Origin of the sequence: Streptomyces sp. AC550_RSS872 (assembly GCF_019049285.1) — a bacterium.
Classification (GTDB): Bacteria; Actinomycetota; Actinomycetes; order Streptomycetales; family Streptomycetaceae; genus Streptomyces.
This window is the reverse complement of record NZ_JAGMUL010000021.1, coordinates 154,932-181,671: the sequence shown is the minus strand read 5'-3', so window position 1 is coordinate 181,671 and position 26,740 is coordinate 154,932. Positions and strand designations below refer to the sequence as shown.

16 protein-coding genes and 2 pseudogenes are annotated in these 26,740 nt (G+C 68.4%); 13 read left to right on the top strand and 5 right to left on the bottom strand.

Features of this window, described 5'->3' with window-relative positions:
- Positions 1-121: 121 nt before the first annotated feature.
- The 3 genes from KUM44_RS10400 to KUM44_RS10390 are packed head-to-tail and all read right to left on the bottom strand — an operon-like array spanning position 122 to position 3,389.
- Positions 122-1,465 (bottom strand): sugar ABC transporter substrate-binding protein, encoded by a 1,344-nt coding sequence (locus KUM44_RS10400; RefSeq protein ID WP_217207508.1) that lies wholly within the window; start codon positions 1,463-1,465, stop codon positions 122-124.
- Between the two features lie 56 nt (positions 1,466-1,521).
- The gene (locus KUM44_RS10395) at positions 1,522-2,469 is read right to left on the bottom strand and encodes a carbohydrate ABC transporter permease (RefSeq protein ID WP_217207507.1); all 948 of its coding nucleotides are present in this window, start codon (positions 2,467-2,469) and stop codon (positions 1,522-1,524) included.
- A 2-nt stretch (positions 2,470-2,471) separates the two neighbouring features.
- Positions 2,472-3,389, bottom strand: coding sequence for a sugar ABC transporter permease (locus KUM44_RS10390; RefSeq protein WP_308402566.1), 918 nt, complete (start codon positions 3,387-3,389; stop codon positions 2,472-2,474).
- 245 nt (positions 3,390-3,634) lie between these two features.
- Between KUM44_RS10390 and KUM44_RS10385 the strand changes: the two genes are divergently transcribed.
- The gene (locus KUM44_RS10385; protein ID WP_217207530.1) at positions 3,635-4,732 is read left to right on the top strand and encodes a LacI family DNA-binding transcriptional regulator; all 1,098 of its coding nucleotides are present in this window, start codon (positions 3,635-3,637) and stop codon (positions 4,730-4,732) included.
- Between the two features lie 663 nt (positions 4,733-5,395).
- Here KUM44_RS10385 and KUM44_RS10380 read toward each other — a convergent pair.
- Positions 5,396-5,931 (bottom strand): annotated as a pseudogene (locus KUM44_RS10380) (beta-galactosidase); the annotation flags it as partial.
- Positions 5,932-5,990: 59 nt separating this feature from the next.
- On the opposite strand from KUM44_RS10380, the pseudogene KUM44_RS10375 reads away from it, so the two are divergent.
- The 12 genes and pseudogenes from KUM44_RS10375 to KUM44_RS10320 all read left to right on the top strand — a co-directional run.
- A pseudogene (locus tag KUM44_RS10375) lies at positions 5,991-6,137 on the top strand (IS5/IS1182 family transposase); the annotation flags it as partial.
- Positions 6,138-6,400: 263 nt separating this feature from the next.
- Complete coding sequence (locus tag KUM44_RS10370) at positions 6,401-7,711, top strand: ABC transporter substrate-binding protein (protein WP_217207505.1); 1,311 nt, start codon at positions 6,401-6,403, stop codon at positions 7,709-7,711.
- On the top strand, positions 7,708-8,733 hold the full coding sequence (locus KUM44_RS10365) for a carbohydrate ABC transporter permease (protein ID WP_217207504.1): 1,026 nt from the start codon (positions 7,708-7,710) through the stop codon (positions 8,731-8,733). Before KUM44_RS10370 ends, KUM44_RS10365 begins: the two co-directional genes overlap by 4 nt.
- A complete protein-coding gene (locus KUM44_RS10360; RefSeq protein ID WP_308402565.1) occupies positions 8,730-9,620 on the top strand; it encodes a carbohydrate ABC transporter permease in 891 nt (296 codons plus the stop codon). Before KUM44_RS10365 ends, KUM44_RS10360 begins: the two co-directional genes overlap by 4 nt.
- 632 nt (positions 9,621-10,252) lie before the next feature.
- Positions 10,253-11,737, top strand: coding sequence for an RICIN domain-containing protein (locus KUM44_RS10355; protein WP_217207503.1), 1,485 nt, complete (start codon positions 10,253-10,255; stop codon positions 11,735-11,737).
- A 432-nt stretch (positions 11,738-12,169) separates the two neighbouring features.
- Positions 12,170-14,605, top strand: a complete 2,436-nt coding sequence (locus tag KUM44_RS10350; RefSeq protein WP_308402563.1) for a ricin-type beta-trefoil lectin domain protein — start codon at positions 12,170-12,172, stop codon at positions 14,603-14,605.
- Positions 14,606-15,151: 546 nt separating this feature from the next.
- Positions 15,152-16,810, top strand: coding sequence for an RICIN domain-containing protein (locus KUM44_RS10345; protein ID WP_217207501.1), 1,659 nt, complete (start codon positions 15,152-15,154; stop codon positions 16,808-16,810).
- Positions 16,811-16,847: 37 nt separating this feature from the next.
- Positions 16,848-18,839 carry a ricin-type beta-trefoil lectin domain protein gene (locus tag KUM44_RS10340; RefSeq protein WP_217207500.1) on the top strand — a complete coding sequence of 664 codons (1,992 nt, stop codon included), beginning with the start codon at positions 16,848-16,850 and terminating at the stop codon, positions 18,837-18,839.
- Positions 18,840-19,064: 225 nt separating this feature from the next.
- Complete coding sequence (locus tag KUM44_RS10335; protein WP_217207499.1) at positions 19,065-19,673, top strand: (2Fe-2S)-binding protein; 609 nt, start codon at positions 19,065-19,067, stop codon at positions 19,671-19,673.
- A gap of 2 nt (positions 19,674-19,675) precedes the next feature.
- Complete coding sequence (locus tag KUM44_RS10330) at positions 19,676-20,656, top strand: xanthine dehydrogenase family protein subunit M (protein ID WP_217207498.1); 981 nt, start codon at positions 19,676-19,678, stop codon at positions 20,654-20,656.
- Positions 20,653-22,896, top strand: coding sequence for a xanthine dehydrogenase family protein molybdopterin-binding subunit (locus tag KUM44_RS10325; RefSeq protein ID WP_217207497.1), 2,244 nt, complete (start codon positions 20,653-20,655; stop codon positions 22,894-22,896). The genes KUM44_RS10330 and KUM44_RS10325 overlap by 4 nt, the downstream gene beginning before the upstream one ends.
- Positions 22,897-22,900: 4 nt before the next feature.
- On the top strand, positions 22,901-23,983 hold the full coding sequence (locus KUM44_RS10320) for an XdhC family protein (RefSeq protein ID WP_217207496.1): 1,083 nt from the start codon (positions 22,901-22,903) through the stop codon (positions 23,981-23,983).
- Here KUM44_RS10320 and KUM44_RS10315 read toward each other — a convergent pair.
- Positions 23,934-26,675: an AAA family ATPase gene (locus KUM44_RS10315; protein ID WP_217207495.1), complete on the bottom strand. Its 2,742-nt coding sequence runs from the start codon at positions 26,673-26,675 to the stop codon at positions 23,934-23,936. The two genes, KUM44_RS10320 and KUM44_RS10315, sit on opposite strands and share 50 nt — an antisense overlap.
- Positions 26,676-26,740: the final 65 nt, after the last annotated feature.

The following is a 26,740-nucleotide window of genomic DNA, read 5'->3' as shown; positions in this document are numbered from 1 at the left end:
GCGGCGGCCGTTGGCGGCCGGTCGTGCGGCCTCGTGCCCTCAGGGTGGAGGTGCGAAGAAGTGCCGTTGGACGGTCCTGCTGTCCCGCCAACAGGCGGGCGGGACACGGGCCGGGGGCGTGTTACTTGACGGTGAAGCCTTGTTCCTGGCCGTACTTGCGGGAGGCGTCCTGCCAGGCTTTGAGGCCGTCCTGCAGGGTGGTGTCGCTGACGTAGGCCTTGCCGACGTTGTCGTTGAAGATGCTGTTGGCGTAGACCTGGAAGGGCAGGTAGGACCATCCGATGAGGACGTTGTCGGCCGACTCGGCGAGCACCTCGTTGATCTTCTGGCCGCCGAAGTACGGGTCCTTCTTGTTGAGGAAGTCCGGGGACTTCAGCTGCTTGGTGGTGGAGGGGAACGTCCCGGCGTCGACGCGGGTCTGCGCGCCCTCGTCGACGGTGGCGTACTTGAGGAAGGCGTAGGCGAGCTTCTTCTTGGTGCTGGCCTGCATGACGGCCAGCGAGCTGCCGCCGTTCTCGGCGGTGGCCTCCTGCCCGCTCTTCCACTGCGGCATGGGCGCCACACGCCACTTGCCGGCGCCGGCCTTGACGCCCGATGCGAGGGGCGCGGGCATCCACGCGCCGGTGACGAGGGAGGCGATCGTGCCGTCGCCGAGGCCCTTGTACCACGCATCGCTCCAGGCGGGGACCGGGGCGAGCAGCTTGTCGCCGATGAGCTGCTGCCAGGCGGTGGTGAACTTCTTGGTCCCGGCGTCGTCGAAGTTCACACCGACCTGGGTGCCGTTCACGGTGTACGGCTTGCCGCCGGCCTGCCAGATCATGCTGGTGGTGAAGCCGGCGTCGCCGGTGTCGGCGGTGAGATACGCCTTGGGGTCCGCCTTGTGCAGCTTCTTGGCCGCGGCGATGTACTCCTCCCAGGTGGCCGGCACCTTGATCTTGTACTTGTCGAAGACCTCCTTGTTGTAGAACAAGGCCATCGGGCCGGAGTCCATCGGCAGGGCGTAGATGCCCTCGGTGCCGGCGTGGACGGCGCTCCACGGGCCGGCGGAGAAGGTGCCCTTGAGCTTGTCCGCACCCAGGGCGTTCAGGTCGGTGAGGGACTTGGCGAGCGAGAACTGCGACAGGGCGTAGTACTCGATCATGGCGACGTCGGGGACACCCGATCCGGCCTTGACCGCGTTCTGCAGCGCGGTGTACTGCTCGTTGTTGGTACCGGCATTGACCAGGTTGACCTTGACCTTGGGGTACTTGGCCTCGAAATCGCTGACGACCTTCTTCAGCGTCGGGTCCCAGGCCCAGACCGTGATCTCGCCCCCGGCGTTCAGGGCGGCCTGGATGTCGGCGTTGGACGCAGGCTTGGCGCTGCCCGAGTCCTCGGTGCCGGAGGAGCTGCAGGCGGTGGCGGTGAGTGCCACCGACAGGGCCGCGGCGCCCAGCAGCAGGGCGTGACGACGGGTTCTCGTCATGGGGTGTTCCCTTTCGTGCGGTGTACCTGGGAGGGTTGGCAGTCGGCGGGCGCAGATCAGCCCTTGACGCTTCCGGCGGACAGGCCGGACTGCCAGTACCGCTGGAGCAGCAGGAACGCCACGATCAGCGGGACGATGGTGAGCAGTGATCCAGTGATCACGAGGTTGAAGACCGCTTCGCCACCCACGGTGGAAGCCTGGGCGTTCCAGCTGTTCAGGCCGAGGGTCAGCGGGTACCAGTCGGGATCCTTCAGCATGATCAGCGGCAGGAAGTAGTTGTTCCAGGTCGCGACCACGTTGAAGAGCAGAACGGTGACGATTCCCGGCGCCAGCATCGGCATGCTGATCCGGAAGAACGTGCGGAACTCGCCGGCGCCATCGACGCGCGCCGACTCCAGGATCTCTTTCGGGACGGCGTCGGTGGCGAAGGTCCACATCAGGTAGAGGCCGAACGGCGAGACCAGCGACGGGATGATGATCGCCCACGGGGTGTTGGTCAGCCCCATCTCGGAGAACATCAGGAAGGTGGGAACCGCCAGTGCGGTACCGGGCACCGCGACCGCTCCGATGACAGTCGCGAACACGGCCTTCTTGCCGGGGAAGTCGAACTTGGCCAGCCCGTATCCGGCGAGCGTCGCGAGGAACGTGGCGCCGCCCGCCCCGACCACCACATACAGCACGGTGTTGAGCAGCCAGCGGGTGAAGATCCCGTCGTTGTAGCTGAAGGTGTCGGCGATATTGCCGAACAGGGCGAAGTCGCCATCCAGCCACAGGCCGAAGGAGTCGAACAGCCCCTTCTGCGTCTTGGTCGCGTTGATCGCCAGCCACGCCAGCGGCAGCAACGTGTACACCAGCATGATCACCGTCAGGGCGGTCAGCGTGGCGCTGCGCCTCTTCCGGCGGGAGGCGCGCCGGGCGGGGCGGACCACCAGCGGGCCCGAAGAGGCACCCGCGTGCCGTGCCGTGCGCGGCTTGTGCCCGACGCGGGGAGTCGTGGTCGCCATGATCAGGATTCCTTCCGCAGGCCGCGCAGCTGGACGGCGTAGGCGATGATCATCGTGATCACACCCATGACGATGGCGACCGTGGCCGAGTAGTTGAACTTCTGTCCGGCAAACGACAGCGAGTAGGCGTAGAGGTTCGGCGTGAAGTAGGACGTGATCGCATTCGGCGCCAGGCTCTTGAGGACGCTCGGCTCGTTGAACAGCTGGAAACTGCCGATGATCGAGAAGATCGTCGCGATGGACAGAGCCCCGCGCAGCGCCGGGAGCTTGATCGCCCGGATGATCCGCAGCTGCCCGGCCCCGTCCATCTCCGCGGCCTCGTACAGCGCCGGATCGACCACCCTCAGCGCCGAGTAGAGGATCAGCATGTTGTAGCCCACGAACTGCCAGGTCACGATGTTGCCGATCGACGCCAGGACCAGATCGGGCGACAGCGGGTCACGAAGCGAGATCCCGAACGCCTCATTGATGTTGCCGACCAGGCCGAACCGGGTTCCGTACATGAAGCCCCACATCAGCGTCGCGACGACGGCCGGCACCGCGTAAGGCAGGAACACCGAGATCCGGAAGAAGCCCGCCCCGTACAGGCGGCCGCTGTCGATCGCCAGGGCCAGCAGAAGCGCGAGGAGCAGCATGATCGGGACCTGCACGGCCAGGAAGACCGCCACCCGCCCGAAGGCGGACCAGAACTGCGCGTCCCCCAGCACCTCGGTGTAGTTGTCGGCACCGACGAAGGCCGTTCCGCCGATCAGCTGCGTACGGAACAGGCTCAGGTAGATCGAGTAGCCGATCGGCGCGAGGAAGACCAGCGCAAACACCGCCACGAACGGCCCGACGAACCGCCAGCCGACCCATGACCGCCGTCTCGAGGCCGATGGCCTCCTGGCACCTGGAACCCCTGCCTGGGGCGCTGCGACCACCGCTTCACTCCTTGCTGCGCGAACGCTGACCACACTGCGTGGTCACGTGAACATCGAGTCCGGCTCAGCGCGCCGATCCGAACCTTGTTCACGTGACCATTCAGCCCGCAGGCGGTTGGTCACGTGAACATGATGCGGTAGCGTGGCACCCGTCACAGTGGGACGTCAAGGTTTCTCGCACGTTAAAACTTCCGCCAGAGCCTTCAGCGGACGGCGACGAGTGGACAGATAGGAGCGAAGGCTCGATGGACCTGAGTGAGCTGGGACAGCAGGATCCTGGTCCTGCGGTGGGCGCACAGCAAGTCGGTTCGGCCATACCGGACGGGCGCCACAGGCAGCACGTCACGAGGGCCGACGTCGCCGCGCTTGCCGGCGTTTCACGTCAGACCGTGTCCAGGGTGGCCAACGGCCATCCCAGCGTGATCGGTTCGACCCGGGAGCGGGTGCAGGCTGCGATGCGGGAACTGGGCTACCGGCCCAACAGTGCCGCGCGCGCCCTCAGGTACGGGCAGTTCAAGACCATCGGCGTGATCCTCCACAGCCTCTCCGCCACCGGCCACAGCGACACCGTGCAAGCGATCGCGGCCCAGGCCGCGGCCGAGGGATACGCGATCACGGTGATCCCCGTCGATATTCCGACCCAGGACAGTGTGCTGGGCGCCTTCACCCGGATGGGTGAACTGGCCGTCGACGCAGTCATCGTCTTCATCGAGGTCCACCTGCTTGACGCGGGAACCGTGAAGCTGCCGCCCGGCGTGCGCGTGGTCGTCGTGGACTCCGACGCCGGAGACCGCTATCGCGTGGTCGATACCGACCAGGCCGGCGGCACCCGAGAGGCCATCAGCCACCTGCTGGAACTCGGACATGAGACCGTCTGGCACGTGACCGGTCCGGAGACGTCGTACGCAAGCCAGCGCCGAGCCCAGACATGGCAGACCGTGCTCGAGGAAGCCGGACGGCCTGTGCCACCGCCCCTGCACGGCGACTGGACCGCCGAATCGGGCTACGCGGCCGGCCTCGAACTCGCACAAGAGCCGGACTGCACCGCGGTGTTTGCCTCCAACGACCAGATGGCACTCGGTCTCCTGCACGCCTTCCAAGAACGAGGCAAGGCCGTCCCCGGCGACATCAGCGTGGTCGGCTTCGACGACCTCCCCGATGCCGCCCACTTCGCCCCGCCCCTGACCACCGTCCACCAGGACTTCGCCGAGGTGGGCCGGAAAAGTGCCCAGGAGGTCTTGCGGCAGATCCACGAACACGACGTCCCCCGATCCGGCACGGACATCGTTCCCACCCGCCTGGTGGTCAGAAGCAGCACGGCGCCGCCGCCCCTGAAGCGGTAAGGGTGGGTGGCTGTTGGCTTGCCGAACTTGAGGACGGCGTTTCAGCTGGTCAAGCTTGGGGTCGGTGATTCCGTGGGAGCTGTGGCCTGTTGTGTTGTCGCTCGCCGGGAGGCCTCGAATGCCGTCGGGGTCGGGCTACTGGAAACAGTACGAGTTCGCCGCTCGCCGTCGAGTCGACGGGCTGCGTGAGGAAGCTGCCGTATCCAGGCCGAGCTGGCCGCGGCCGAGCTGGAATGGCAGGAGTGGGCGATCGCCCGCAGGCGGGTCAACACGGTGCTGGCTCCGGACGGCGGCAACACCGTCGGCACGGGGGTCACCCGGATCCGCAGGATGCGAACGCGCCCCCAAGCACCCAGGACCACCTAATCGGGACTCCCGTTCGACGCGCATCTCTCAAGATCGGAAAGACAACAGCTACTTAGTCATGCTCAGCGGCCGGGACAGTCACCGTCACATCCTTCGCCCCGCACATGCGCCGGTGCAGCGACCCACTCCACCGACAACGACCGGTTGCGGGGGCCACTGCGGTTTCGGACCACCCGGTATGTACCTCGGTCCCGTTCGACATCCCGGCTGACCCGGGCATCGTCCTGTCAGGGACGTACATGCCCTTCGCGCGCTCAACGCTCAGAGGGTGCCAAGTAAGGCTTGGATTCTGACGATCGACTGAAAGAGCGGGACGTCGATCACGTGCCCGTCAGGACGTCGGCAACGTACTGGAGATAGGCGTGGTCGCTGCCGTAGGAGCCGTACTCGTTCCCCACCTGCACCATGAGGACGTTGCCGCCCCGGGTGACCTGGTGCTCGGCCACCAGCGGCAGCAGCACGTCGAACCAGCGTTCGACATGCTCCAGGAAGACCGCATCGCTGGTCCGGAGCTGCCCGGGCACCCACCAGGGCAGCCCGCCGTTGTCCCACTCGGCCCAAATGTAAGGGCCGGGGCGGACGATCGCGTGGAGCCCGGCCCGTTTCGACTCGGTGAGGAAGACGTCCAGTTCGTCGAGGCGGGTGAAGGCGCCGGCCCGGGGCTCGTGGCAGTTCCAGGGGGCGTCGGTCTCCACGGTGTTCAGTCCCATGGCGCGCAGCATCTCCAGTCGATGCCGCACATGCCCCGGATGGACGCGGAAATAGTGCAGCGCTCCCGACACGGAGCCTTTCCCAACTTGGCGGCCGAGCAGGCCAGTTGGCCTGACAGGCAGGTGAAGCCCCTGGTAGATGGTTTTTCGACCAAGAAATCCGTCTCCGCCAAAGGTTTCGTGTGCTTGTCCACCCGTCCGCCGTCGACGTGTCCGACTCTGCCCTTCGCTTCCTGTCCGCCAAGCTGCGTCGGCACCGCCGGGAACTCGGCACCCGATGGCGGTGCCTGAGCACCGGCCGCTTGGTCCTGCTCGCTCTCGCCCATCTCGATGTGCGACGCAGGCGCATTCGCGCCATGGGAGCGCACCCATCGCGTCGGCCTGCGAGAATCCTGCAACTGGCGCCTAGGGAAAGCGATTTCCCCAGGTCAGGGGTTTTCGTATGGGTCGCAAAAAGGGGATGCGCACCTCTTGACGTTCGATGGGTCGAACCGCTCTGATGGGCCCACTGTTCGATCTCGTTTGCTTCTGATCGAGCTTGTGCCATGCGGTCTGGATTCCGATGACCGCCGCCCTGCCCCAGGAGTCGTTCATGCAGCTTTCTTCCTCTGGTCTCTCCTCGCCCGGCCCCGCTCGCCGCACGCTGCTGCGAGGGGTGGGCGGGGCGGTTGCGCTAGGCGCCGGCCTCCCTCTGCTGAGCGCCTGCGGCGGCAGCGGCACGGCCAGTGACCCGAAGACCGTCACGGTCGGCTCCAACGCGTCGGACGCTGTGCCGAAGAAGGCGTTCGCGGACATCTACGCGGCCTACAAGAAGAAGTCCGGCATCACGGTCGACGTGAACACCAAGGACCACAACACCTTCCAGGAGCAGGTCAACTCCTATCTGCAGGGCACGCCGGACGACGTGTTCCACTGGTTCGCCGGCTACCGGATGCAGTTCTTCGCGGCCAAGGGCCTGGCCACCCCGATCGACGACGTGTGGCAGACCATCGGGGACAACTTCCCCGTCGCGATGAAGGTGCTCAGCAAGGGCGAGGACGGCAAGTACTACTTCGTGCCGCTGTACACCTACCCCTGGGCGATCTTCTACCGGAAGAGCGTCTTCAAGCAGTACGGTTACGAAGTCCCCACCACCTGGGACGACTTCGTAGCTCTGTGCGGGCAGATGAAGAGGGACCGGCTCGTCCCGATCGCCTTCGGCGACAAGGACGCCTGGCCCGCGATGGGCACCTTCGACCAGATCAACTTCCGTCAGAACGGCTACGACTTCCACGTCGACCTGATGGGCGGCAAGGCCTCCTGGACCGACGCCAAGGTGCGCAAGGTCTTCGACCTGTGGGCGGAGATCCTCCCGTACCACCAGGAGGGCGCCGTCGGCCGTACCTGGCAGGACGCGGCCCAGACGCTGGCGTCGAAGAAGGCGGGCATGTATCTGCTGGGAACCTTCGTGGCCCAGCAGTTCACCGACAAGGCCGCCCTGGACGACCTCGACTTCTTCGCCTTCCCGGAGATCAACTCGGCGTACGGCCAGGAGACCGTCGAGGCGCCGACCGACGGTTTCATGCTCTCCAAGGCCCCGAAGAACAAGGCCGGTGCCGTCAAGCTGCTGGAGTACCTGGGCACGCCGGAGGCCGAGGCGCTCTACCTCAATTCCGACCCCAGTGTCGTCGCCGCTTCCAGGACGGCGGACACCTCCTCATACACCCCGCTGCAGAAGAAGGCGTACGACATGATCTCCGGTGCCAAGTCCCTGACCCAGTTCATGGACCGCGACTCCCGCCCGGACTTCACCTCGACGGTGATGCAGCCCGCGCTGCAGAAGTTCATCCGTGATCCCAAGGGCGTCGACAGCCTGCTGTCCTCGATCGAACGCCAGAAGAAGACGATCTTCACCGCCTCATGACTGTCACGCGGAACACCGGGACCGGGACCGGAATCACCAGCACTCCGGGGGCGACCAATCCCACTCGCCCGCCTCCGGGGCACTCGGAGACGACATCGGCAAAGCGAAGGGGCGAGCAGGTGCCCCAGGGGCACCGCCGTCTGCTGACCCGCCGTGACCGGCTCACTCTCGGTCTGATGGTGGGTCTGCCGACTATCCTGCACATCGCCCTGGTGTGGGTCACTGCGCTCGCCTCGATCGCGCTGGCCTTCACCACCTGGGACGGCATCGGCTTCGACTCGATCAAGTGGGTCGGGCTGGACAACTTCAGGGAACTGTTCACCAACAACCCGCAGTTCTGGCCCGCCGTCCAGCACAACGTCATCTGGCTCGCCGTTCTGATCCTCGTACCCATGCCGCTGGGGATGTTCCTGGCGGTACAGCTGGACAAGAAGATCCGGTTCAGCAGGGTCTACCAGACGGCCTTCTTCCTGCCCGTAGTGATGTCGTTCGCCGTCATCGGCTTCGTCTGGCAGCTCGTCTACAACCCCGACACCGGCTTGATCAACAGCCTCATCGGCGCCAACAAGCCCGGCCACTACATCGACTGGATCGGCGACCCGGACCTGAACCTCTGGGCCGTGCTGGTTGCCGCGTCCTGGCGGCACACCGGCTACCTAATGATCCTTTACCTGGCCGGCCTGAAGGGAGTCGACCCCGCGCTGCGGGAGGCGTCCGCGCTCGACGGCGCGAACGAATGGCAGACGTTCAAAAACGTCGTCTTCCCCACCCTACGGCCCACCAACACCATCGTCCTGGTCGTCACCATCATCGAGGCTCTGCGCGCCTTCGACCTGGTCTTCGTCTTCAACAAGGGCGCCGAAGGCACCGAGTTGCTCTCGATCCTCGTGACCAACAACATCATCGGCGAGTCAAGCCGCATCGGCTACGGCTCCGCCATCGCGGTCGTCCTGCTGCTGATCTCCCTCGCCGTGATCATCCCGTACCTGGTGGCCACCTTCCGGAAGGAGCGGCGATCGTGAGCGCCTCCACCGCCGCGCTCAGCAAGCAGCGCGCCCCCGTCCGTCCGACCCGGATCCTGCTGCATCTCTTCCTCGCGGGCGCGGCGCTGGCCTGGTTCGCCCCGCTGCTCTGGGCGATCCTCGCGGCCCTGCGTCCGTACGGAGAGACCAGCACCAAGGGCTACGTGTCCTGGCCCGACAAATTGAGCCTCGACAACTTCACCAACGCCTTCCAGCAGTCGGACATGCTGCACTACTTCGGCACCACGCTGCTGATCGCCGTGCCGGCGGTGTTGCTGACGCTGTTCCTGTCCTCGATGGTCGCCTTCTACGTCAGCCGCTTCGACTTCCGGCTCAACCTTGCGCTGCTGCTGGTCTTCACCGCGGGCAACCTGCTGCCGCAGCAGGTCATCATCACCCCGCTGTACCGGCTGTACCTGCTGATCGACCTGCCCGGCATCACCATGAGCGGCAAGCTCTACGACTCCGCCCTCGGGCTCGTGCTGATCCACGTCGCGTTCCAGTCGGGCTTCTGCGCCTTCGTGCTCAGCAACTACATGCGCACGCTGCCGCACGAGCTGACCGAGGCCGCGCTGGTCGACGGTGCCTCGGTGTGGCGGCAGTACTGGCAGATCGTGCTGCCGCTGTGCCGTCCGGCGATGGCCGCCCTGGCGACCCTGCTCTCCATCTGGATCTACAACGACTTCTTCTGGGCCATCGTCCTGATCTCCACCGGCGAGAACATGCCGATCACCTCGGCGCTCAACAACCTCTCCGGCCAGTACTTCACCGACCCCAACCTGATCGCCGCCGGCGCCCTGCTCACCGCGATCCCCACCCTGATCGTCTACTTCGTGCTCCAGCGCCAGTTCGTCAGCGGCCTCACCCTCGGCGCCAACAAGGGCTGATCGCCGGCCCGCCCGCCCTCGTCCCACCTCATCCTCCTGGAGCCGGCATTGAGCACAGAGCGGCAGCTGTCCCTCCCCGGCACGAACGCACACGCCCCACCACACCCGTCCCGATCAAGAGCAGGAGATTCCGGACCGTTGCATGCCGACCTTTGCTGCAACTGCAATCGCTGGACGGACGCCCCTCTTTCCGTGGGCTTCATCCAGCGGTCGAGCGCCCCCGACCGGGTGCTCTCCGTCTGCCAGGACTGCGTCCCCCGTTTCACCTGAGGCCCTCGCGCAGCCGACGAATCCCATCCGTCCCGCACCAGCAGCCGCCTGCGGGGCGGGGGCGATGACGGCGTCGCCGACGGCGATGACGACGGCCTCGCCAGACTCCTGCCGGGCTGCCGTCGAACACCTCGGGGAAGTCCGCTGAACGGGACCCGGCCGAAGGCCGACAGCGGACGCACCCCACTTCCCATCCCTCGATCTTGGCCCCACCCGCACATCATGTGAGCCCTGACCAGGGTGGGGTCAACCCTCATTCCCGATCAAGCCCAGCACAGATCGACGAATGGGACCAAGAGCCGCCCGAGGGCGGGTGCGACTCGCTTTGCTGAACCCGCCCTCCTGTTCACGAAGGAGCAATGATGCTCAGACGTGTTCTCACGCCATTGCTGGCCGCCTGCGCCAGCGTGCTCGCACTACTGGTGGTCGCGCCGCCAGCCCAGGCTGCTCCAGTCACCCTGGACAACTCCATCGATTTCATCGGGACCAATGGCGATCCGGTCGACGCACACGGCGGCGGGATGATCAAGCACACCGATGGCTACTACTACTGGTTCGGGGAGAACCGCCACCCGAACGACACCTTCAAGGCCGTCTCCGTCTACAAGTCGGCCGACCTGAAGAATTGGGAGTGGGCAGGCGATGCCCTTGACCAGGCGAGCGATCCCGAGCTGAAGTCCGCCAAGATCGAGCGTCCCAAGGTGATCTACAACAGCACCACCAAGAAGTTCGTCATGTGGATGCACAAGGAGAACGCCACGGACTACGTCGAGTCGAGGGCCGCCGTCGCCGTCTCCGACAAGATCGAGGGGCCCTATGACTATCTGGGCAGCTTCCGGCCGCCGAACGGCAACGACACCACCCAGACCACTGAGTCCCGGGACATGACGCTGTACGTGGACAAGAACGCGGACGGAAGTGAGACCGCCTACCACGTTACGGCCGCCAAGGACAACGCCGACCTGCGCATCTACAAGCTCAACGCCGATTTCACCGGGTACGCCGACAAACCGTTGGTCGCCAACCCCTGGCCGGGCCAGGGGCGGGAGGCCCCGGCGCTGTTCAAGCGTGACGGTGTCTACTTCATGCTGACCTCCGGCCTCAGCGGCTGGAATCCCAACCAGCAGATGTACGCCACCGCCGCCGGCATCGCGGGCCCCTGGTCGGAGATGAAGGAGGTCGGTGACGGCATCGGCTACAACTCCCAGACCACGTTCGTCCTGCCCATCGAGGGCACGTCGGGCAACACCTCGTTCCTCTACATGGGCGACCGGTGGGCCGGCGCCAATATGAACGGGAAGGGCCCGGTCAACGACTCCACGTACGTCTGGCTGCCGTTGACCTTCCCGACCAGGACCACCATGAACCTGCCCTGGTACCCCAAGGTCGAGATCGACGCGGCGGCGGGGACGGTCAAGGGCGTGGGCGGCGGCCCCTACTACAACCTCGTGGCCCGGCACAGCGACAAGTGCGTCGACGTCCAGGACAACTCCGCCGCCGACAACGGCCACGTCGTCCAATACACCTGCAACGGCGGCCTCAACCAGCAGTGGCGTCTGGAGGACGCGGGCGACGGCTACTACCGCATCCTCGCCCAGCACAGCGGTAAGTGCCTGGATGTCGAGGGTGGTTCCACCGCAAAGGCCTTCGTCAACCAGTACAAGTGCGGCAGCGGCCAGAACCAGCAATGGAAGTTCGAGGACCAGGGCAACGGCTACTACCGCCTGGTGGCCCGGCACAGCGGACTCTGCTTGGACGTCACAGAGGGCTCCGCCGAGGATGTCCGCCTCATCCAGTACAAGTGCGGGACCGGCACCCATCAGCAGTTCAAGCGGCTCACCGCTTGACCCCTGGACCGACGCGGTTGTGCACACCGCCCGACGCAGGGGCCGGGCCGACCCCGGACCGGCCCCCGCGTCGGCCGCCCTCCGCCTGCATCGCGCCTTGCGCATGTCCACGTACGGCTTCGGTTCGTCCAGGTCGAGGCCGTGGGCCGTGCTCATGCCTCCGGTCGTGCAAGACGCCCAGGTGAATCCGGACCCACCACTGCGAGCCGTACGAGTGCCAGTCCTGCCACAGACGGCTGCACCACCCCGGCCCGAACCCTCGCTCATCCCCCTTGCCGTCAGAGGCCGCCATCACGGCGCCGCGCCGCCGCCGGGGGCCAGGGCATCGGGGCGGGTGCGCATCCCAACCCCTCGAAGTCGTAAGGAGCCAGCGTGCTTCGAATATCCCGGGGCCGTTATGCCCTGTTCGCAGTTTTGGCGATGATACTGAGCGTGATATCCGGGGTGGCGACTCCCCGCGCGTACGCCGCAGTCTCGACATCGATCACCGTCGACGGCACCAAGCCAGGCCGGGTGTTCGACGGAGCCGGCGCGATCAGTGGAGGTGGAGGGAACACTCGACTGCTGATCGACTATCCCGAACGGCAGCGCAACGAGATCCTCGACTACTTGTTCAAGCCCGGCGTCGGCGCCTCGCTGCAGGCACTCAAGCTTGAGATCGGAGGGGACACCAACTCCACCGACGGCGCCGAACCCAGCCACGAGCACACCCGGGGCAAGGTGGACTGCGACGCCGGCTATGAGTGGTGGCTGGCCCGCGAGGCCCAGGCCCGAAACCCGAACATCACGTTCTCCGCCCTGGCTTGGGGCGCACCGGGCTGGGTCGGCGGCGGGGACTTCTGGACCAAGGACACGGTCGACTACCTGATGCGCTGGATGGACTGCGCAAAGCAGCACAACCTGAAGATCGAGTATCTCGGCGGCTGGAACGAGCGGGGGTGGAAAGCCTGGTGGTTCGTCGACCTCAAGAACGCCCTCAAGTCGAAGGGCTACGCGACCAAGGTCGTGGCAGCTGAGCACAACTGGGATGTAGTCGACGAGATGGAGAGCAACGCGGCGTTCCGGGAGGCGGTGGACGTCATCGGCGTGCACTACCCGTGCGGCTACTCGGGCTCTGGAGCCATCGGCAACAACCACGCGATCACCGCCTGCCCCGAATACAACACAACAAATCCCTGGTCCGACTGGAACCGCAACCAGAAGGCCCAGAACATGGGGAAGCAACTGTGGGCCAGTGAGAACGGATCGCAGGACACCGAGGCGGGCGCCGCGAACGTGGCGCGGGCTCTCAACCGGGACTACATCGACGGTCGGATGACCGCGTACTACAACTGGCCGCTGATGGGTGCGCTCTACCCGAACACCTACTTCGCCTTCAATGGGCTCGTGTCGGCCAACCAGCCCTGGTCGGGCCACTACCGGGTCGGCAAGACCGCCTGGGTCATGGCCCACACGACACAGTTCACAGAGGTCGGATGGCGGTACCAGGATTCCGCCAGTGGCTATCTGGGTGGTGACCGTTCCAACGGCAGCTATGTGACGCTGCGAGCACCCGAGGGTGGCAACTACAGCACGATCATCGAGACGACGCAGGCCACCGCCCCGCAGACTCTGGATGTCCAGGTCACCGGCGGGCTGTCGACGGGTCAGGTACACGTGTGGGCCACGAACGTCGACACGAACTCGGACAGTTCGTACGGTGATGACAACTTCGCGCACACCACCGATGTCACCCCCTCCGACGGCAAGTACACCGTGACACTGCAGCCCGGTCGCGTCTACACGCTGACCACGAAGGCCGGGGGAGGCAAGGCCGCGACGACGGCGCCGACGGTCGACTCGCTGAGCCTGCCGCAGTACAACGACTTCGAGACGCCGGGCATCACCGAGTCTCCGAAGTACTTCACGGACATGAACGGCGCCTTCGAGACCGTGACCTGCGGTGGCGGACGCGAGGGCACGTGTCTGCGTCAAATGGCCCCTGCCACGCCGATCCGCTGGACCAACGAGAAGTACTACGCGCCGTACTCCGTCATGGGCGACGACGCGTGGAGCAACTACACCGTCAGTGCGGACGCCATGCTGGAACAACCCGGCGCAGTGGAACTCCTCGGCCGCGTGGGCATGCAGGGCAGGAACAACAGCGGCCTGGAGGCGTACCGTCTGCGGGTGAGCGACACGGGTGCCTGGTCGATCCTCAAGAGCGACAAGGAGTCGAACTTCACCACCCTGAAGAGCGGCACCACAGCGGCCCTCGGCACCAACCGCTGGCACTCCGTCGCCCTGACCATGCATGGATCGACCATCACCACCAGGGTCGACGGCACAGTGCTGGGCAGCGTCACCGACTCGACCTACGCTCACGGCCGCGCCGGCCTGGGCACGGTCGACTCCGTCGACGCGACGGCGGTGAGCGGATACGAGACGCAGCAGTTCGACGTTTTCTCGGTCGCGCCCGGGACCGATCCGACCCCCAAGCGTGTCGGCGCCATCCCTTCGGGCATCGCCGACATGTGCCTGGATCTCCCCGAAGGCAAGCTCGAGAACACAGCTCGGGTGAAGACCTACCAGTGCAACAACAGTTTCGCGCAGACCTGGACCTACAACCCGGCCGACGACACGATCAGGATCGGCGGCACCTTCTGTCTGGATGTCCCCAGGAAGGCCACGACGAACGGCACCAAGGTCGAGATCTACACCTGCAACGGTGGATACAACCAGAAGTGGACGCAGCTGGCCGACGGCAGCCTCCGCGCCACACAGTCCGGCCGATGCCTGGACGTCCCGGAGTTCGCCACCAGCCCTGTCGAGGTTGAGATCTACACCTGCAACGGCGGTAACAACCAGAAGTGGAAGCTCCCCGTCTAGGAAGCTGGCGGAGATCCCCTGTCATCCAGGAGATCTCCGCCCCACCTCGACACCTCCAACAGCGGCATCCGCCCCTGCCGCTGCCCGGAACCTGGCCGAGGAACGCGCCCGTCTCATCGACACCTTCGGTCTGCGGCTGACGGTCGTCCGCGGCCACGCACCGAAGGCGGCATGGTGGTCAGCGCCCCCGACTCCGTCACCGACCCGCCCCGCCCCGCACAGCCGACCCCGCTGACCGGATGGACGGGCAGCACACGACCGTTGGGGACCTGACCGGCGCACCCCACCCGGGCACGGCACGCCCGCCAGGTCGTGCTCGACCAGCTCGCCGAGCACATCAACGATCCGGCCGTTGTGCAGTCCACCCCACCCGCCTCTACTCAATCCCCGCCGACGGCAAGTCCGTTTGGTTCGCCAACTCCGGCCCGTGCCCACTGAACCCCGCTCTTTCGAGCTCCGTGGTCCCGGCGCAAGAGGTGGACTGCCGGACCTTCGGATGCCCCGCGCCGCGCCCCTCACCACGCAAAGACTCAAGAAAGAGGTCTCATGCGAATAACAAGACGTCTCGCGGTCCCGGTCGGCCTGGGCCTCGCGGCCTGCGCCCTGACGGGGACCGGCGTTACGGCCCACGCGGCCCCGGCAGCGCCCGTCTCCGGCACCGTCTACACCCTGACGAACGTCGCGAGTGAAAAGCTGATGGACGTCAAACTCGCCTCGACCGCCCCCGGCGCACCCGTCATCCAGTACACGTCGAACAACGGGGCCAACCAGCAATGGTTGCTGACCCGGACCAGCTCCGGCGCCTACACCATCAGGAGCGCCAACAGCGGCTTGTGTCTGGACACCCCTGCCCCGCAGAGTGAACCTCCGCAGCTCGTCCAGAACACCTGCGACGGCGCCGGCGGCCAGCAATGGAAGCTCCAGCCCGCCGGCGACGCCTACCACCTTGTCAACGCTGCCAACGGCCTGGTCGTCGACAACAAGGAGTCGTCGGACAAAGACGCAAACGAGATCATCCAGTGGACGCCCAATGGAGGCGACAACCAGCGCTGGACCCTGGCCCCGGTCTCCGCCCCGCTCACACGGGTGGGCACCTACACCGCCGGCCTGATGAAGAACGGTGAATCGTTCACCGACAAGAGCATTCGCATGGTCGCGCACACCACCGTCGCAGGGTCCGAGCTCCGCGTCCGACTCAGTAACCGCTACGGCACCGGACCGCTGACCATCGACGCCGTCGACCTCGCCCAGGAAGGCAGCACGCCCGGCACCGCCGTCGACGGCACCCATCGCACCGTCCTCTTCAACAAGAGGGCCTCCGTCACCATCCCCGCCGGGCAGGACGTCGCCAGCGACCCGATCCCGATGGCCGTGGCCGCGGACACGAACCAGCTCGTGAGCCTCCACGTGTCGGGGACGTCCCCCGCCGCCACTTGGCACCATGAGGCACAGCAGCAGGCGTGGGTCGCCTCCGGCAACCGCGTCGCCGACGACGGCCTCGGCAACTACCCGACGAAAAAGTCGTCCTGGTACTTTCTCGAAGGCCTGGACGTCATCTCCTCGACCGCCACCGGAACCGTGGTGTGCGTCGGGGACTCCATCACCGACGGCGTCGGTTCCACTTGGGGTGCCAACCGCCGCTGGCCCGACTACCTCGCCCGGCGCATGAACTCCGCTACCGGCGGCCCCACCCTCGGCGTCGTGAACGCCGGTATCGGCTCCAACCGGATACTGACGGACGCCTGGTCGACCAACCCAAGCCTCAAGAGCCGGTTCGGCCGGGACGTGCTCGGCCAGCCCAACGTCAAAAGCGTGATCCTGCTGGAGGGCATCAACGACATCGGCAGCAACACCGGCCCGAACGGATCCAGCCCTGTGACCGCCGCGGATCTCCAGAACGGCATGAAGACCGTGATCGACCAAGCCCACGCCGTAGGCGTGAAGATCATCGGCGGCACGATCCTGCCCTACGCGGGGGCCCAGTACTACACGCCCGAGGGCGAGCGGGTCCGCCAAGCCGTCAACCAATGGATCCGCACCAGTGGAGCCTTCGACGGCGTCATCGACTTCGACAAGGCCATGCAGGACCCCCGCAACCCTCAGGCCCTCAATCCCGCCTACGCCAGCCCCGACAAACTGCACCCCAACGACGCCGGCTATCAGGCGATGGCCAACGCCGTGAACCTCGCCCAGCTCACGCCGTAAGTCAGCGTTCCTTCCCCTTTTCTCCCTGGAGAGCCGCATGCCCCGCACCGCCGCACGAAGTTGGACCAGACGCATCACCGTCCAGGTCCTCGCTGCCGTACTCGCCGTCGTCGGCCTGGCCGCGCTCGACCGGCCGGAGCCTTCGGCGCCTCTGTCCGCCCAACCAGCCGCCGTGAGCACCCATCAGACAGGTGTCACGCCGCCGCCGATGGGCTGGGCGTCGTGGAACAGCTTCTTCAGCAGCATCGACCACAACGTGATCAAGCAGCAGGCCGACGCCCTGGTCTCCTCCGGCATGGCCGCCGCCGGCTACAAGTACGTCAACCTCGACGACGGCTGGTGGCAGGGCCAGCGTGACGCGAACGGCAACATCGTCGTCGACGAGAACCTGTGGCCCGGCGGCATGAAGGCGATCGCCGACTACATCCACGGCAAGGGCCTCAAGGCCGGCATCTACACCGACGCGGGCAAGAACGGCTGCGGCTACTACTACCCCACCACCCGGCCCCCGGCGCCCAACACCGGTATGGAGGGCCACTACCAGCAGGACCTGGAGACCTTCCAGCGCTGGGGCTTCGACTACGTGAAGATCGACTTCTGCGGCGGCCGTGTGGAGGGCCTGGACCAGGAGACGACGTACAAGCAGATCGCCGCCGCCAACGAGGCCGCCTCGGCCGTGACCGGTCGCAAGCTGGTGCTGTCGTTCTGCGAGTGGGGCTCCGGACGGCCGTGGAACTGGGCGCCGGGATACGGCGACCTGTGGCGCACCAGCGTCGACATCCTGCAGAAGGACGAGACCCCGCAGCTGACCAAGATGTACTACAACTTCGACGAGGCTCTGCAGCCCGCGGCCCAGCACACCGGGTACTACAACGACCCCGACATGCTGATGGTCGGCCTGAACGGAATGTCCGCCGCCCGCAACCGGCTGCACATGAGCCTGTGGTCGATCGCCGGCGCCCCGCTGCTGGCCGGGAACGACGTGGCCACCATGAGCGCGGAAACCCGCGACATCCTCATCAACCCCGAGGTCCTCGCCGTCAACCAGGACCCGCGCGGCCTGCAGGGCGTCAAGGTCGCCGAGGACACCAGGGGCCTGCAGGCGTACGGCAAGGTGCTCTCCGGCACCGGCAAGCGCGCGGTCATGCTGCTCAACCGCACCGGCTCCGCCGCGAACATCACCGTCCGCTGGGCCGACCTCGGCCTGAACCCGGACTCCGCCACCGTGCGCAACGCCTGGACCCGCACCGACGCCGGATCGTTCGCGACCAGCTACACCACCTCCGTCCCGGCGAACGACGCGGTACTGCTGACCGTCTCCGGCACCGAGGCCTCCGGCAGCACCTACGAGGACACCACCACCGCCACCGCCCCGACGTTCAGCAACGTCACCGCCGGAGCGGCGGGCACGAAGCTGGTGGACATCACCTACGCCAACGGCGGCAGCACCGCCCGCAAGGCCACCATCCAGGTCAACGGCCAGTACACGTACGTCGTCGCCTTCCCGCCCACCGGCTCGGCCACGACCTACCGCACCGTGTCCGTGCTCGCGCACCTGGCCAAGGGGGCGAACACTGTCAGGTTCGCGGCGGTCTCCGGCAGCACTACCCCCGACATCGACGCCCTCCGCGTCCAGGGCATCCCCGGCACCGACGGCGCGGCCCTCGTCGGCGCCGCATCCGACCGCTGTGTGGACATCGACAAGAACGCCCACATCAACGGCACCAAGCCACAGTTGTGGGACTGCTCCGGCGGACGCAACCAGACCTTCCAGCAGACCTCGCGCGGCGAACTCGTCGTCTACGGCGACAAGTGCCTCGACGCCGTGGACGACAGCGAGGACGACAAGGTGGTCATCTGGGACTGCCACGGCGGCGCCAACCAGAAGTGGACCGTCCACTCGGACGGCACCATCACCGACCTCAACGGCAAGTGCCTGGACGCCTCTGGCGCGGCAACCGCCAACGGCACGCAGCTGATCCGGTGGGACTGCAACGGCCAGGCCAACCAGCAGTGGACCCTCACCTGACATCCGTCGCAAGGGCCACGCGGTGAGGCGTGCGAACCGTGGCACAGCCAGCAGGTGATGCGGACGGCCGGCACCAGCCGGCCGTCCGCTGCACAGCCCGCCGTGCCCGCAGCGGTGTTCGCCCGCCCCGAACGGCGGCAAGGCCACGAGACCGGTCGAAGTGACAGATGTAAACGGAGCGACCAGGGCGAAGGCTGAAAGCCCGAACAGAAAGGAGGGCACTCCATGCCGGACGAGGTGTCCCCTCATCCCAGTCGCCGCGTCGTGGTCGGCGGTGGGCTGGCCGTCGGAGCCGCCGTGGCGGCGGGTTCGTACCTGTCCGCGACATCGGCGGAGGGCACGCCCGCCGCCGAAGCGATGCGACAGGTCTCCCTCACCGTCAACGGCGAGCGCCTGAGGCTCGCCGTCGACCCGCGCAGCAGCCTCCTCGACACCCTGCGGGACGAAGTCGGCGTCACCGGCCCCAAGAAGGGCTGCAACCAGGGGGCGTGCGGGGCGTGCACCGTGCACCTCGACGGACAGCGCGTCCTGTCGTGCCTCACCTTCGCGGTCCTGCACGACGGACAGGAAGTCACCACCGTCGAGGGCATCGGCGACGGCGACCGCCTGCACCCCGTGCAGCAGGCCTTCATGGACCACGACGCGTTCCAGTGCGGCTTCTGCACATCCGGGCAGATCATGTCGGCTGTCGCGCTGCTGGAGGAGGAGCAGCCGGGGATCGCCGAGGACCGCATCCCCGAAGCCATGAGCGGCAACCTGTGCCGGTGCGCGGCCTACTGCAACATCAGGGACGCGATCTCTTCGGCCTCGGCCACGATGGTGAAGGGGCGATAGCCGTGGAGCCTTTCGAGTACGTTCGCGCCCGCAGCGTCGGTGAGGCGGTCGGTCTTCTCGCCCGTCACCCCGAGGCCGAGGTGATCGCTGGGGCCACCGATCTGACCACCCTGATGCGCGACGGCATCCGACGGCCGAGCCACCTCATCGACCTCAACGGGCTCGCCCTCGACAAGATTTCCGCCCTGCCGGACGGCGGGCTGCGCATCGGCGCGCTGTGCCGCAACGCCACCGATGACCAACGGATCGTGCAGCGATTCCCCGTCCTTGTCGAGGCGTTGCGCTCGGGTGCGTCCCAGCAGATCCGCAACCGCGCCACCTTCGGCGGCAACCTCCTGCAGCGGGTGCGCTGTCCCTACTACCGGCAGTCCGAGTTCGCCTGCAACCGCCGCGAGCCGGGCTCCGGCTGCGCGGCGCTGGACGGTGACAGCAGCCGGCACGCCATCCTGGGCACCAGTGGCTCCTGCGTCGCGGTCCATCCGTCCGACTGCGCCGTCGCGCTCCAGGCACTGGACGCCGAGGTCGTGGTCCGGGGGGCCCGTGGGGAGCGACGTATCCCGATCGACGCCTTCCACCGGCTGCCGGGCCGCACACCCGAGCGCGAAGTCATGCTGCGCGACGACGAGATCATCCTCGCGGTCGAACTGCCCGGCCGTGCCTCCTCGGCACACTCCCACTACGTCAAGTTCCGCGAACGTGCCTCGTACGCCTTCGCGTTGGCGTCGGCCGCCGTCGCCGTGGAGGTGCGCGGCGGCACGGTCCGCTCGGCCCGGATCGCGCTGGGCGGCGTCGCGCCCAAGCCCTGGCGCGCGAGGGCGGCGGAGCACGCCCTGCTCGGCCGGCCCTTCGACGAGGACGCCATCGAGGCGGCCGCCCGCGCGGCGACCAAGGGCGCGGCCCCGCGTCCCGACAACACGTACAAGGTGAAGCTGGCCCAAGCGGTCGTACGGCGGGCCCTCACCGAACTCGGAGGTGCGCGATGACGTTCAGTACCGACCGTACCGAGGTTCCCGAATCCGGGATCGGCGCGCCGGTCAACCGTGTCGAGGCGCGCGGCAAGGTCACGGGCTCGGCCCGTTACACCGCGGACGTGCGCGTGCGGGGCATGGCGCACGCGGTCGTCGTCACGAGCACGATCTCCGCGGGCCGGGTACGCCGTATCGACACCGGACGGGCCCTTGCCGCCCCCGGCGTGCTCACCGTCATCACGCACCGCGACCGGATGCCGTGGCGGGGCACCCCCGCCGACACCGGCTACCTGGAGAATCGTTTCCCGCTCGCCGACGACAAGGTCACCTACTACGGGCAGCACCTCGCGATCGTCGTCGCCAAGAGCCTGGAGCAGGCCCAGCACGCGGCGTCGCTCCTGGACATCGACTACGAGGTGCACGAGCCCGTGCCCACCATGGAAGAGGCGTTGCCCGACGCGTACACCGCGAGCGGGCGCCTCATCCGCCCGCCGTGGCCGCAGCGCGTGGTGCTCCCGCCGGGCGCCGACCCGCAGGCCGCGCTGGCCGGTGCGGACGTGCGTACCGACTCCACCTATCGGGTGCCGCACTTCAGCCACGTGCCGCTGGAGCCGGGCGCGGTGGTCGCCCAGTGGTCGGGCGGCACGCTCACGCTGCACGACTGCAGCCAGGACGTGCACGGCCACCGGGAGGTCGTGGCCGCCGTGTTCGGGCTGCCGCAGGAACGCGTCCGGGTGCTGTCGCCGCTGGTCGGCGGGGCGTTCGGCAACAAGACCGACGTGTGGGGGCACTCCCTGCTCGCGGCGCACGCGGCCAAGGTGGTCCAACGCCCCGTCAAACTCGTGCTCAGCCGCAAGCAGGTGTTCACCTCGACGGGCCACCAGCCGCCGATCGTCCAGCGCATCCGGCTAGGCGCCAGCAGGGAGGGCAAGCTCGCCGTCATCTTCCACGACACCGTGAACGCGACCGAGGTGCGCGGCGACCGGCCCGAGCCCGCCATCGTCACCACCGCGGCCTCCTACGCCGCGCCGGTGCTGGCCATGGACGCGAAGGTCGCGAAGGTGAACATCGGCCCGTCCATCAGCCTGCGCTCCCCGGGCGACGCCCCCGGCTCCTTCGCCCTGGAGAGTGCCATGGACGAGCTGTCCTACCGCCTCGGCATGGATCCCCTGGAGCTGCGCCGCCGCAACCACCTGACCATCGATCCGCTGACCGGCAAGCCGTGGAGCGCCAAGAACCTCCTTCAGGCCTACGAGATCGGAGCCGAGCGCTTCGGATGGGACCGGCGCACGGCCGAGCCCCGCTCGATGCGCGACGGCGGCGAACTGGTCGGCTACGGCATGGCCACCGCCGTACGCGGTGAAATCCCCGACCAGGCGCGGGCCGAGGTGGAGATCCGCGCCGACGGGACGGCCCAAGTACGCACGGCCACACAAGAGATCGGCACCGGGGCCCTCACCCTCGTCGCCCAGATCACGGCGGCGGGCACCGGAGTGCCCCTGGGCAGGGTGTCCGTCCGCGCGGGCGACACCAATCTGCCCAGGACCGCGGGCAACGCAGGGTCTCGCACCACGGGCTACACGGGCTCCGCCGTCCACCTCGCCGCGGAGAAGGCCCGCAAGGCCGCCGTGCGGATGGCCGTCACCGACCCGGACTCGCCCCTGCACGGGCTGGCGGACGGCGAGGTCGAGGCGGCCGACGGGAGGCTGTTCCACCGGGACGACACCAGGCGCGGGGAGACGTACCGTGCACTGCTGGCCCGCCACGGCGGCAAGCCGGTGGTGGCCGATGCTAGCTACACGCCCCGGACCACCCACTCCGTGGCCACCTTCGGCGCGCACTTCACCGAGGTGCGGATCGACCCGGACCTGCCGAGGGTCCGTGTCACCCGGCACGTGGCGGTCTTCGACGTCGGCCGGATCACCAACCACAAGGCGGCCAGGAACCAAGCGCAGGGCGGCATCGTGTTCGGCATGGGCTGGGCGCTGATGGAGAAGCTGACGCCCGATCCGGTCTCCGGCCGGTACGTCGACTCCGCGCTCACCGACTACCACATTCCGGTCAACGCCGATGTCCCCGACATCGAGGTCCTGTTCATCGACGAGCCCGACACCATCGCGCACCCGCACGGCAGCAAGGGCATGGGCGAGGTCGTCTCGGTCGGCGTCGCCGCGGCCATCGCCAACGCCGTTCATCACGCCACCGGCAGGCGGATCACCGACCTGCCCATCACCCCCGACAAGCTGGTGGGGTGACGTAGTGCTCGACATACTGCCGCAGCTGGCGGGGTGGTGGCGCGAGTCCCGGCCGTTCGCCCTGGCCACCCTCGTCGACGCGGCCGGCAGCACACCGTTCCCGGTCGGCACGGCGATGGCCGTCGACGGCGAAGGCACGGTGCTCGGCGCGATCAGCGGCGGCTGCGTCGACTCCGATGTCGCCGCGACCGCACAGGAGGTGCTGGGCGACGGCCGTCCCGTGCTGCGCCGCTACGGTCCCGCAGGCCCCGACAGCGGACCGTTCGACGTCGGCCTGACCTGCGGGGGCACGGTCACCGTCTGGACCGAGCCGGTGCCGCCGGACGGCACTCGGTGGCTGCCCGTTCTGGCCGAGGCGGTCGGGGCCGGGCGCCCGGTCGCGCACGCCGTCCGCCTGCACGACACCGGCTCATCGCACCTGGTCGTGCTGCCCGGTGGCGGCCGGGAGGGCAGCCTCGGCGCGGGCGAGGCGGACCTCGATGCCGAGGCGACGGCGCGGCTTCTACTGCCAGAGGGCGGCACCGCGTTGCTCAGCACCGGTCCCCATCCGGACGTCTTCGTCGCCGCACACCCCGCCCCGCCGCTGCTGGCGATCGTCACCTGGACGCCGGTGGCCGGGCCCCTGGCCCGGATCGGCGCCGAACTCGGCTACCGGCCCGTCGTTCTGGAGCACCGCCCGGTGTTCGCGGCGCAGGCACGGGACGCCGGTGTGGAGGTGCTCCCCGGGCTGCCGCAGACGGCACTGCGCACCCTGCGCGGCGAAGGCAGGCTCGACAGCCGCTCCGCCGTCGTGGTGCTCACGCACGACGCACGGATCGACGTACCGGCGCTACTGGAAGCCGTCGAGGCGGGCGTCGGATACCTGGGCGCGACCGGGTCGGCGGCGACGGTCCAGGACCGGAGCGGACGGCTGCGCGACGCCGGACTCGACGAGGCGGGGCGCTCGGCGATCCACTCGCCGATCGGCCTGCCCCTCGGCGGCCGTACCCCGGCCGAGGTCGCCACGGCGATCGCGGCCCAACTCGTCGCCGTACGCGTCAGCCCACGGCATCCAGGTCCGCGTCGCGCAGTTGGGAGCGGCTGCTGATGCCCAGCTTCGGGAACACCTTGTACAGGTGGTAGCCGACGGTTCGCGGGCTCAAGGAGAGCCGCGTGCCGATCTCCCGGTTGCTCAGCCCCTCCGCCGCCAGCCGGGCGACCTGCAGCTCCTGGACCGTCAGCCGAGCCGAGGGATCGCCGCCACGCCGACGGGGCGCACCTCCCGCCGCACGCAGCTGGGCGCGGGCGCGCTCCGCTTCATCCCGCGCCCCGAGGCCCGCCAGCGTCTCCAGCGCCGAGCGCAGCTGTGTTCTGGCCTCGCCCTCGCGCCGACTGCGCCGCAGCCACTCCCCGTACAGCAACGCCGCGTGGCCCCGGGCGAGCGGAGCGTCCGCCGCGCCCGCCGCCGAGAGAGCCGCCTGGAAGTGCTTGTCGGCCGTGTCGCCCTCCGCGAGCAGGGCGCGGATGCCGTGCCGGGACAGCTCCGGCCAGGCCAGAGTGGTCCGCTCCGACCACTCCTCGAACGCCCACGCCGACTGCTCGGCGGCTTCCCTGCGGTCCGCGCGCACCTGCGCCTCCACCACGTCGAGGACGGCCTGCCGGGCCACCTGGCGGTGGGCGAACGGTGAGCCCAACTCGCCGAGCGCCGCGAGCCGTTCACAGGCCTCCGCGTAGTCGCCGGCGGTCAGGGACAGCCGCCCCAGCGCCCACTGCGCGGTGCCCGCCGCCGACCTGTTGCCCTGCGGCACCGCCAGAGCTTGGGCGCGTTCGGCGTACCCGCGGCACTCCGCCGCCTCGCCGCGCCCGGCGGACAGCAGGGCCAGCACCGCGAGAAGATCCGCTTCCAGGACGGGCTGCCCGACGTCCCGGGCCATCCGCAACCCCTCCTGCGCGTGCGCCTCGCACTCGGGCCACAGCCCGATCCGGTACTCCAGATCCGCAAGCCACGACAGAAGCAGTCCACGGACCGCGAGCATCCCGGACGTCGCGAAACGGTCGCAGGCTTCGAGGATGAAGGACCGGGCCGTCCGAGGGGAGGACCCGAGATTGCTCAGCGCCGCAGGCCATACGTGGCGGTGGGCGTCGTTGCGGCTGAGGCCCTCCGGCGCGGCCTGGAAGATCTGCCAGGGAGTCAGCCCGTCCCGGGGACGGCCGGCGACCGCGTCCGCCAGCCAACTCCCGTACCGCGCATACCCGGGATCCTCACCGCCGGCGGCCTCGATGAGCCGCGCGGCCCGCAGGGCCTCGTCCGTCCGGTCGGCGCGCAGCGCCCCGTCCACCGCCATGAAAGCCAGGGTCACGGCCTGCCCGGGGGAGTGGTCGATGAGCGCGGCCGCACTGTCCAGCAGCCGGGCCGTCGCCGCCTGCTGATCGCCGCCCCACAACTCCATCATGCCCCGCAGCCGGTCCAGTTCCAGCTGAGTTCCGGCGTCCGCGGGCTGGGACAGCGCCTCCCTCAGCAGCGGGTGGGCCAGCTGAGGACTGCCCGACTTCCAGGCTGCTTCGGCCGCGGCGGCGAGTCGCCTGGTGCGCTGCTGCTCCGTGGGGCTCAGCAGCGCGGCCCGGTGCAGTACGGCCGCGGCCACGGCGAGCCCGCCCCTGCGGCGCACGGTGGCCGCGCCGGCTTCCAGTGCTTCGGCCAGTTGCTCGTCGGGGCTGGTGGCCGCCAGCGCGCGATGCCACACGGCCCGTTCGTGCTGCCCGCCCTCCGGATGTCGCGTCGCCAACTCGTCGGCGAGGGCGCGATGCGCGAGCGCACGCCGGCGAGCAGAGGCGTCGGCGTACACCGCGGCCCGTACGAGCGGATGCGGGAACCTCAGTCGGCCGCCAGCCACTTCCTCCAGGTGCCCCGCGGCCTCCACGACGTCCAGTGCCTGCTCGTCGACCGCCAGCCGCCGGGCCGCGGCGAGCACGGTGCCGGTGTGGCCGCTGTCTTCCGCTGCCGCCACCAGCAGCAGGGTGCGGGCCGATTCGGACAGTTCCCGGGTGCGTTCGGCGAAGACCTCGCGAAGGCGCAGGCTGAGCGGGGCGGTTCCGGTGAGTACGACTTTCTCCGCGACCTCCGCCGGACTGCCGAGCCGTACGAGTTCTTGGAGGGCCAGCGGGTTGCCTCCCACGGCGTCGGCGACGGCGCGCCTGGCCGGACCCGGAGTCCCCCAGCCGTGCTCGTCGAGGAGGGCGGACGCGGCGTCCGGGGCGAGCCCGCGGAGCGTGAGCTGTGGCAGGTCCCGAGTGGCCTCTCCGGCTTCGCGGACGGCGGCGAGGAAGGCGATGGGGCGGTTCTTGAGGCGACGGGCGACGAAGAGCAGCACACCGGCCGTGGCCGGGTCGAGCCAGTGCAGATCGTCCGCGACGAGCAGGAGCGGGGTACGGGCAGCGGCGGCCCGGTCCAACAAGGACAGCACGGCCGTACGGACCATCAGATCAGCGGCGGGTGCGGTGGACAGGCCCAAGGCGCTGCGCAGCGCGCCGACTTGATCGTCCGGCAGCTCCGGCAGCCGGTCGAGCAGCGGTGTCAGCAGCCGCTGTAATCCGCCGAAGGCCAGGGCGACTTCGGCCTGGACGCCCGAGCAGGTCAGCACATGCGTGCCGCTGCCGGCGGCGGCAACAGCGCGTCGTAGCAACGCGGTCTTGCCGACCCCGGCATCCCCCTCCACGATCAGCGCTCCGCCCCGGCCCGCACGGGCCTCCGCGACTAGCCGGCTCAGTGCGTGGAGTTCGTTCTGCCGCCCGTGGAGCATGCGGTGAGGCTACCTCTCTGTGACAGTGGCGGGGGGTGAGGAACGCCTCAATTGGGTCGATGTGT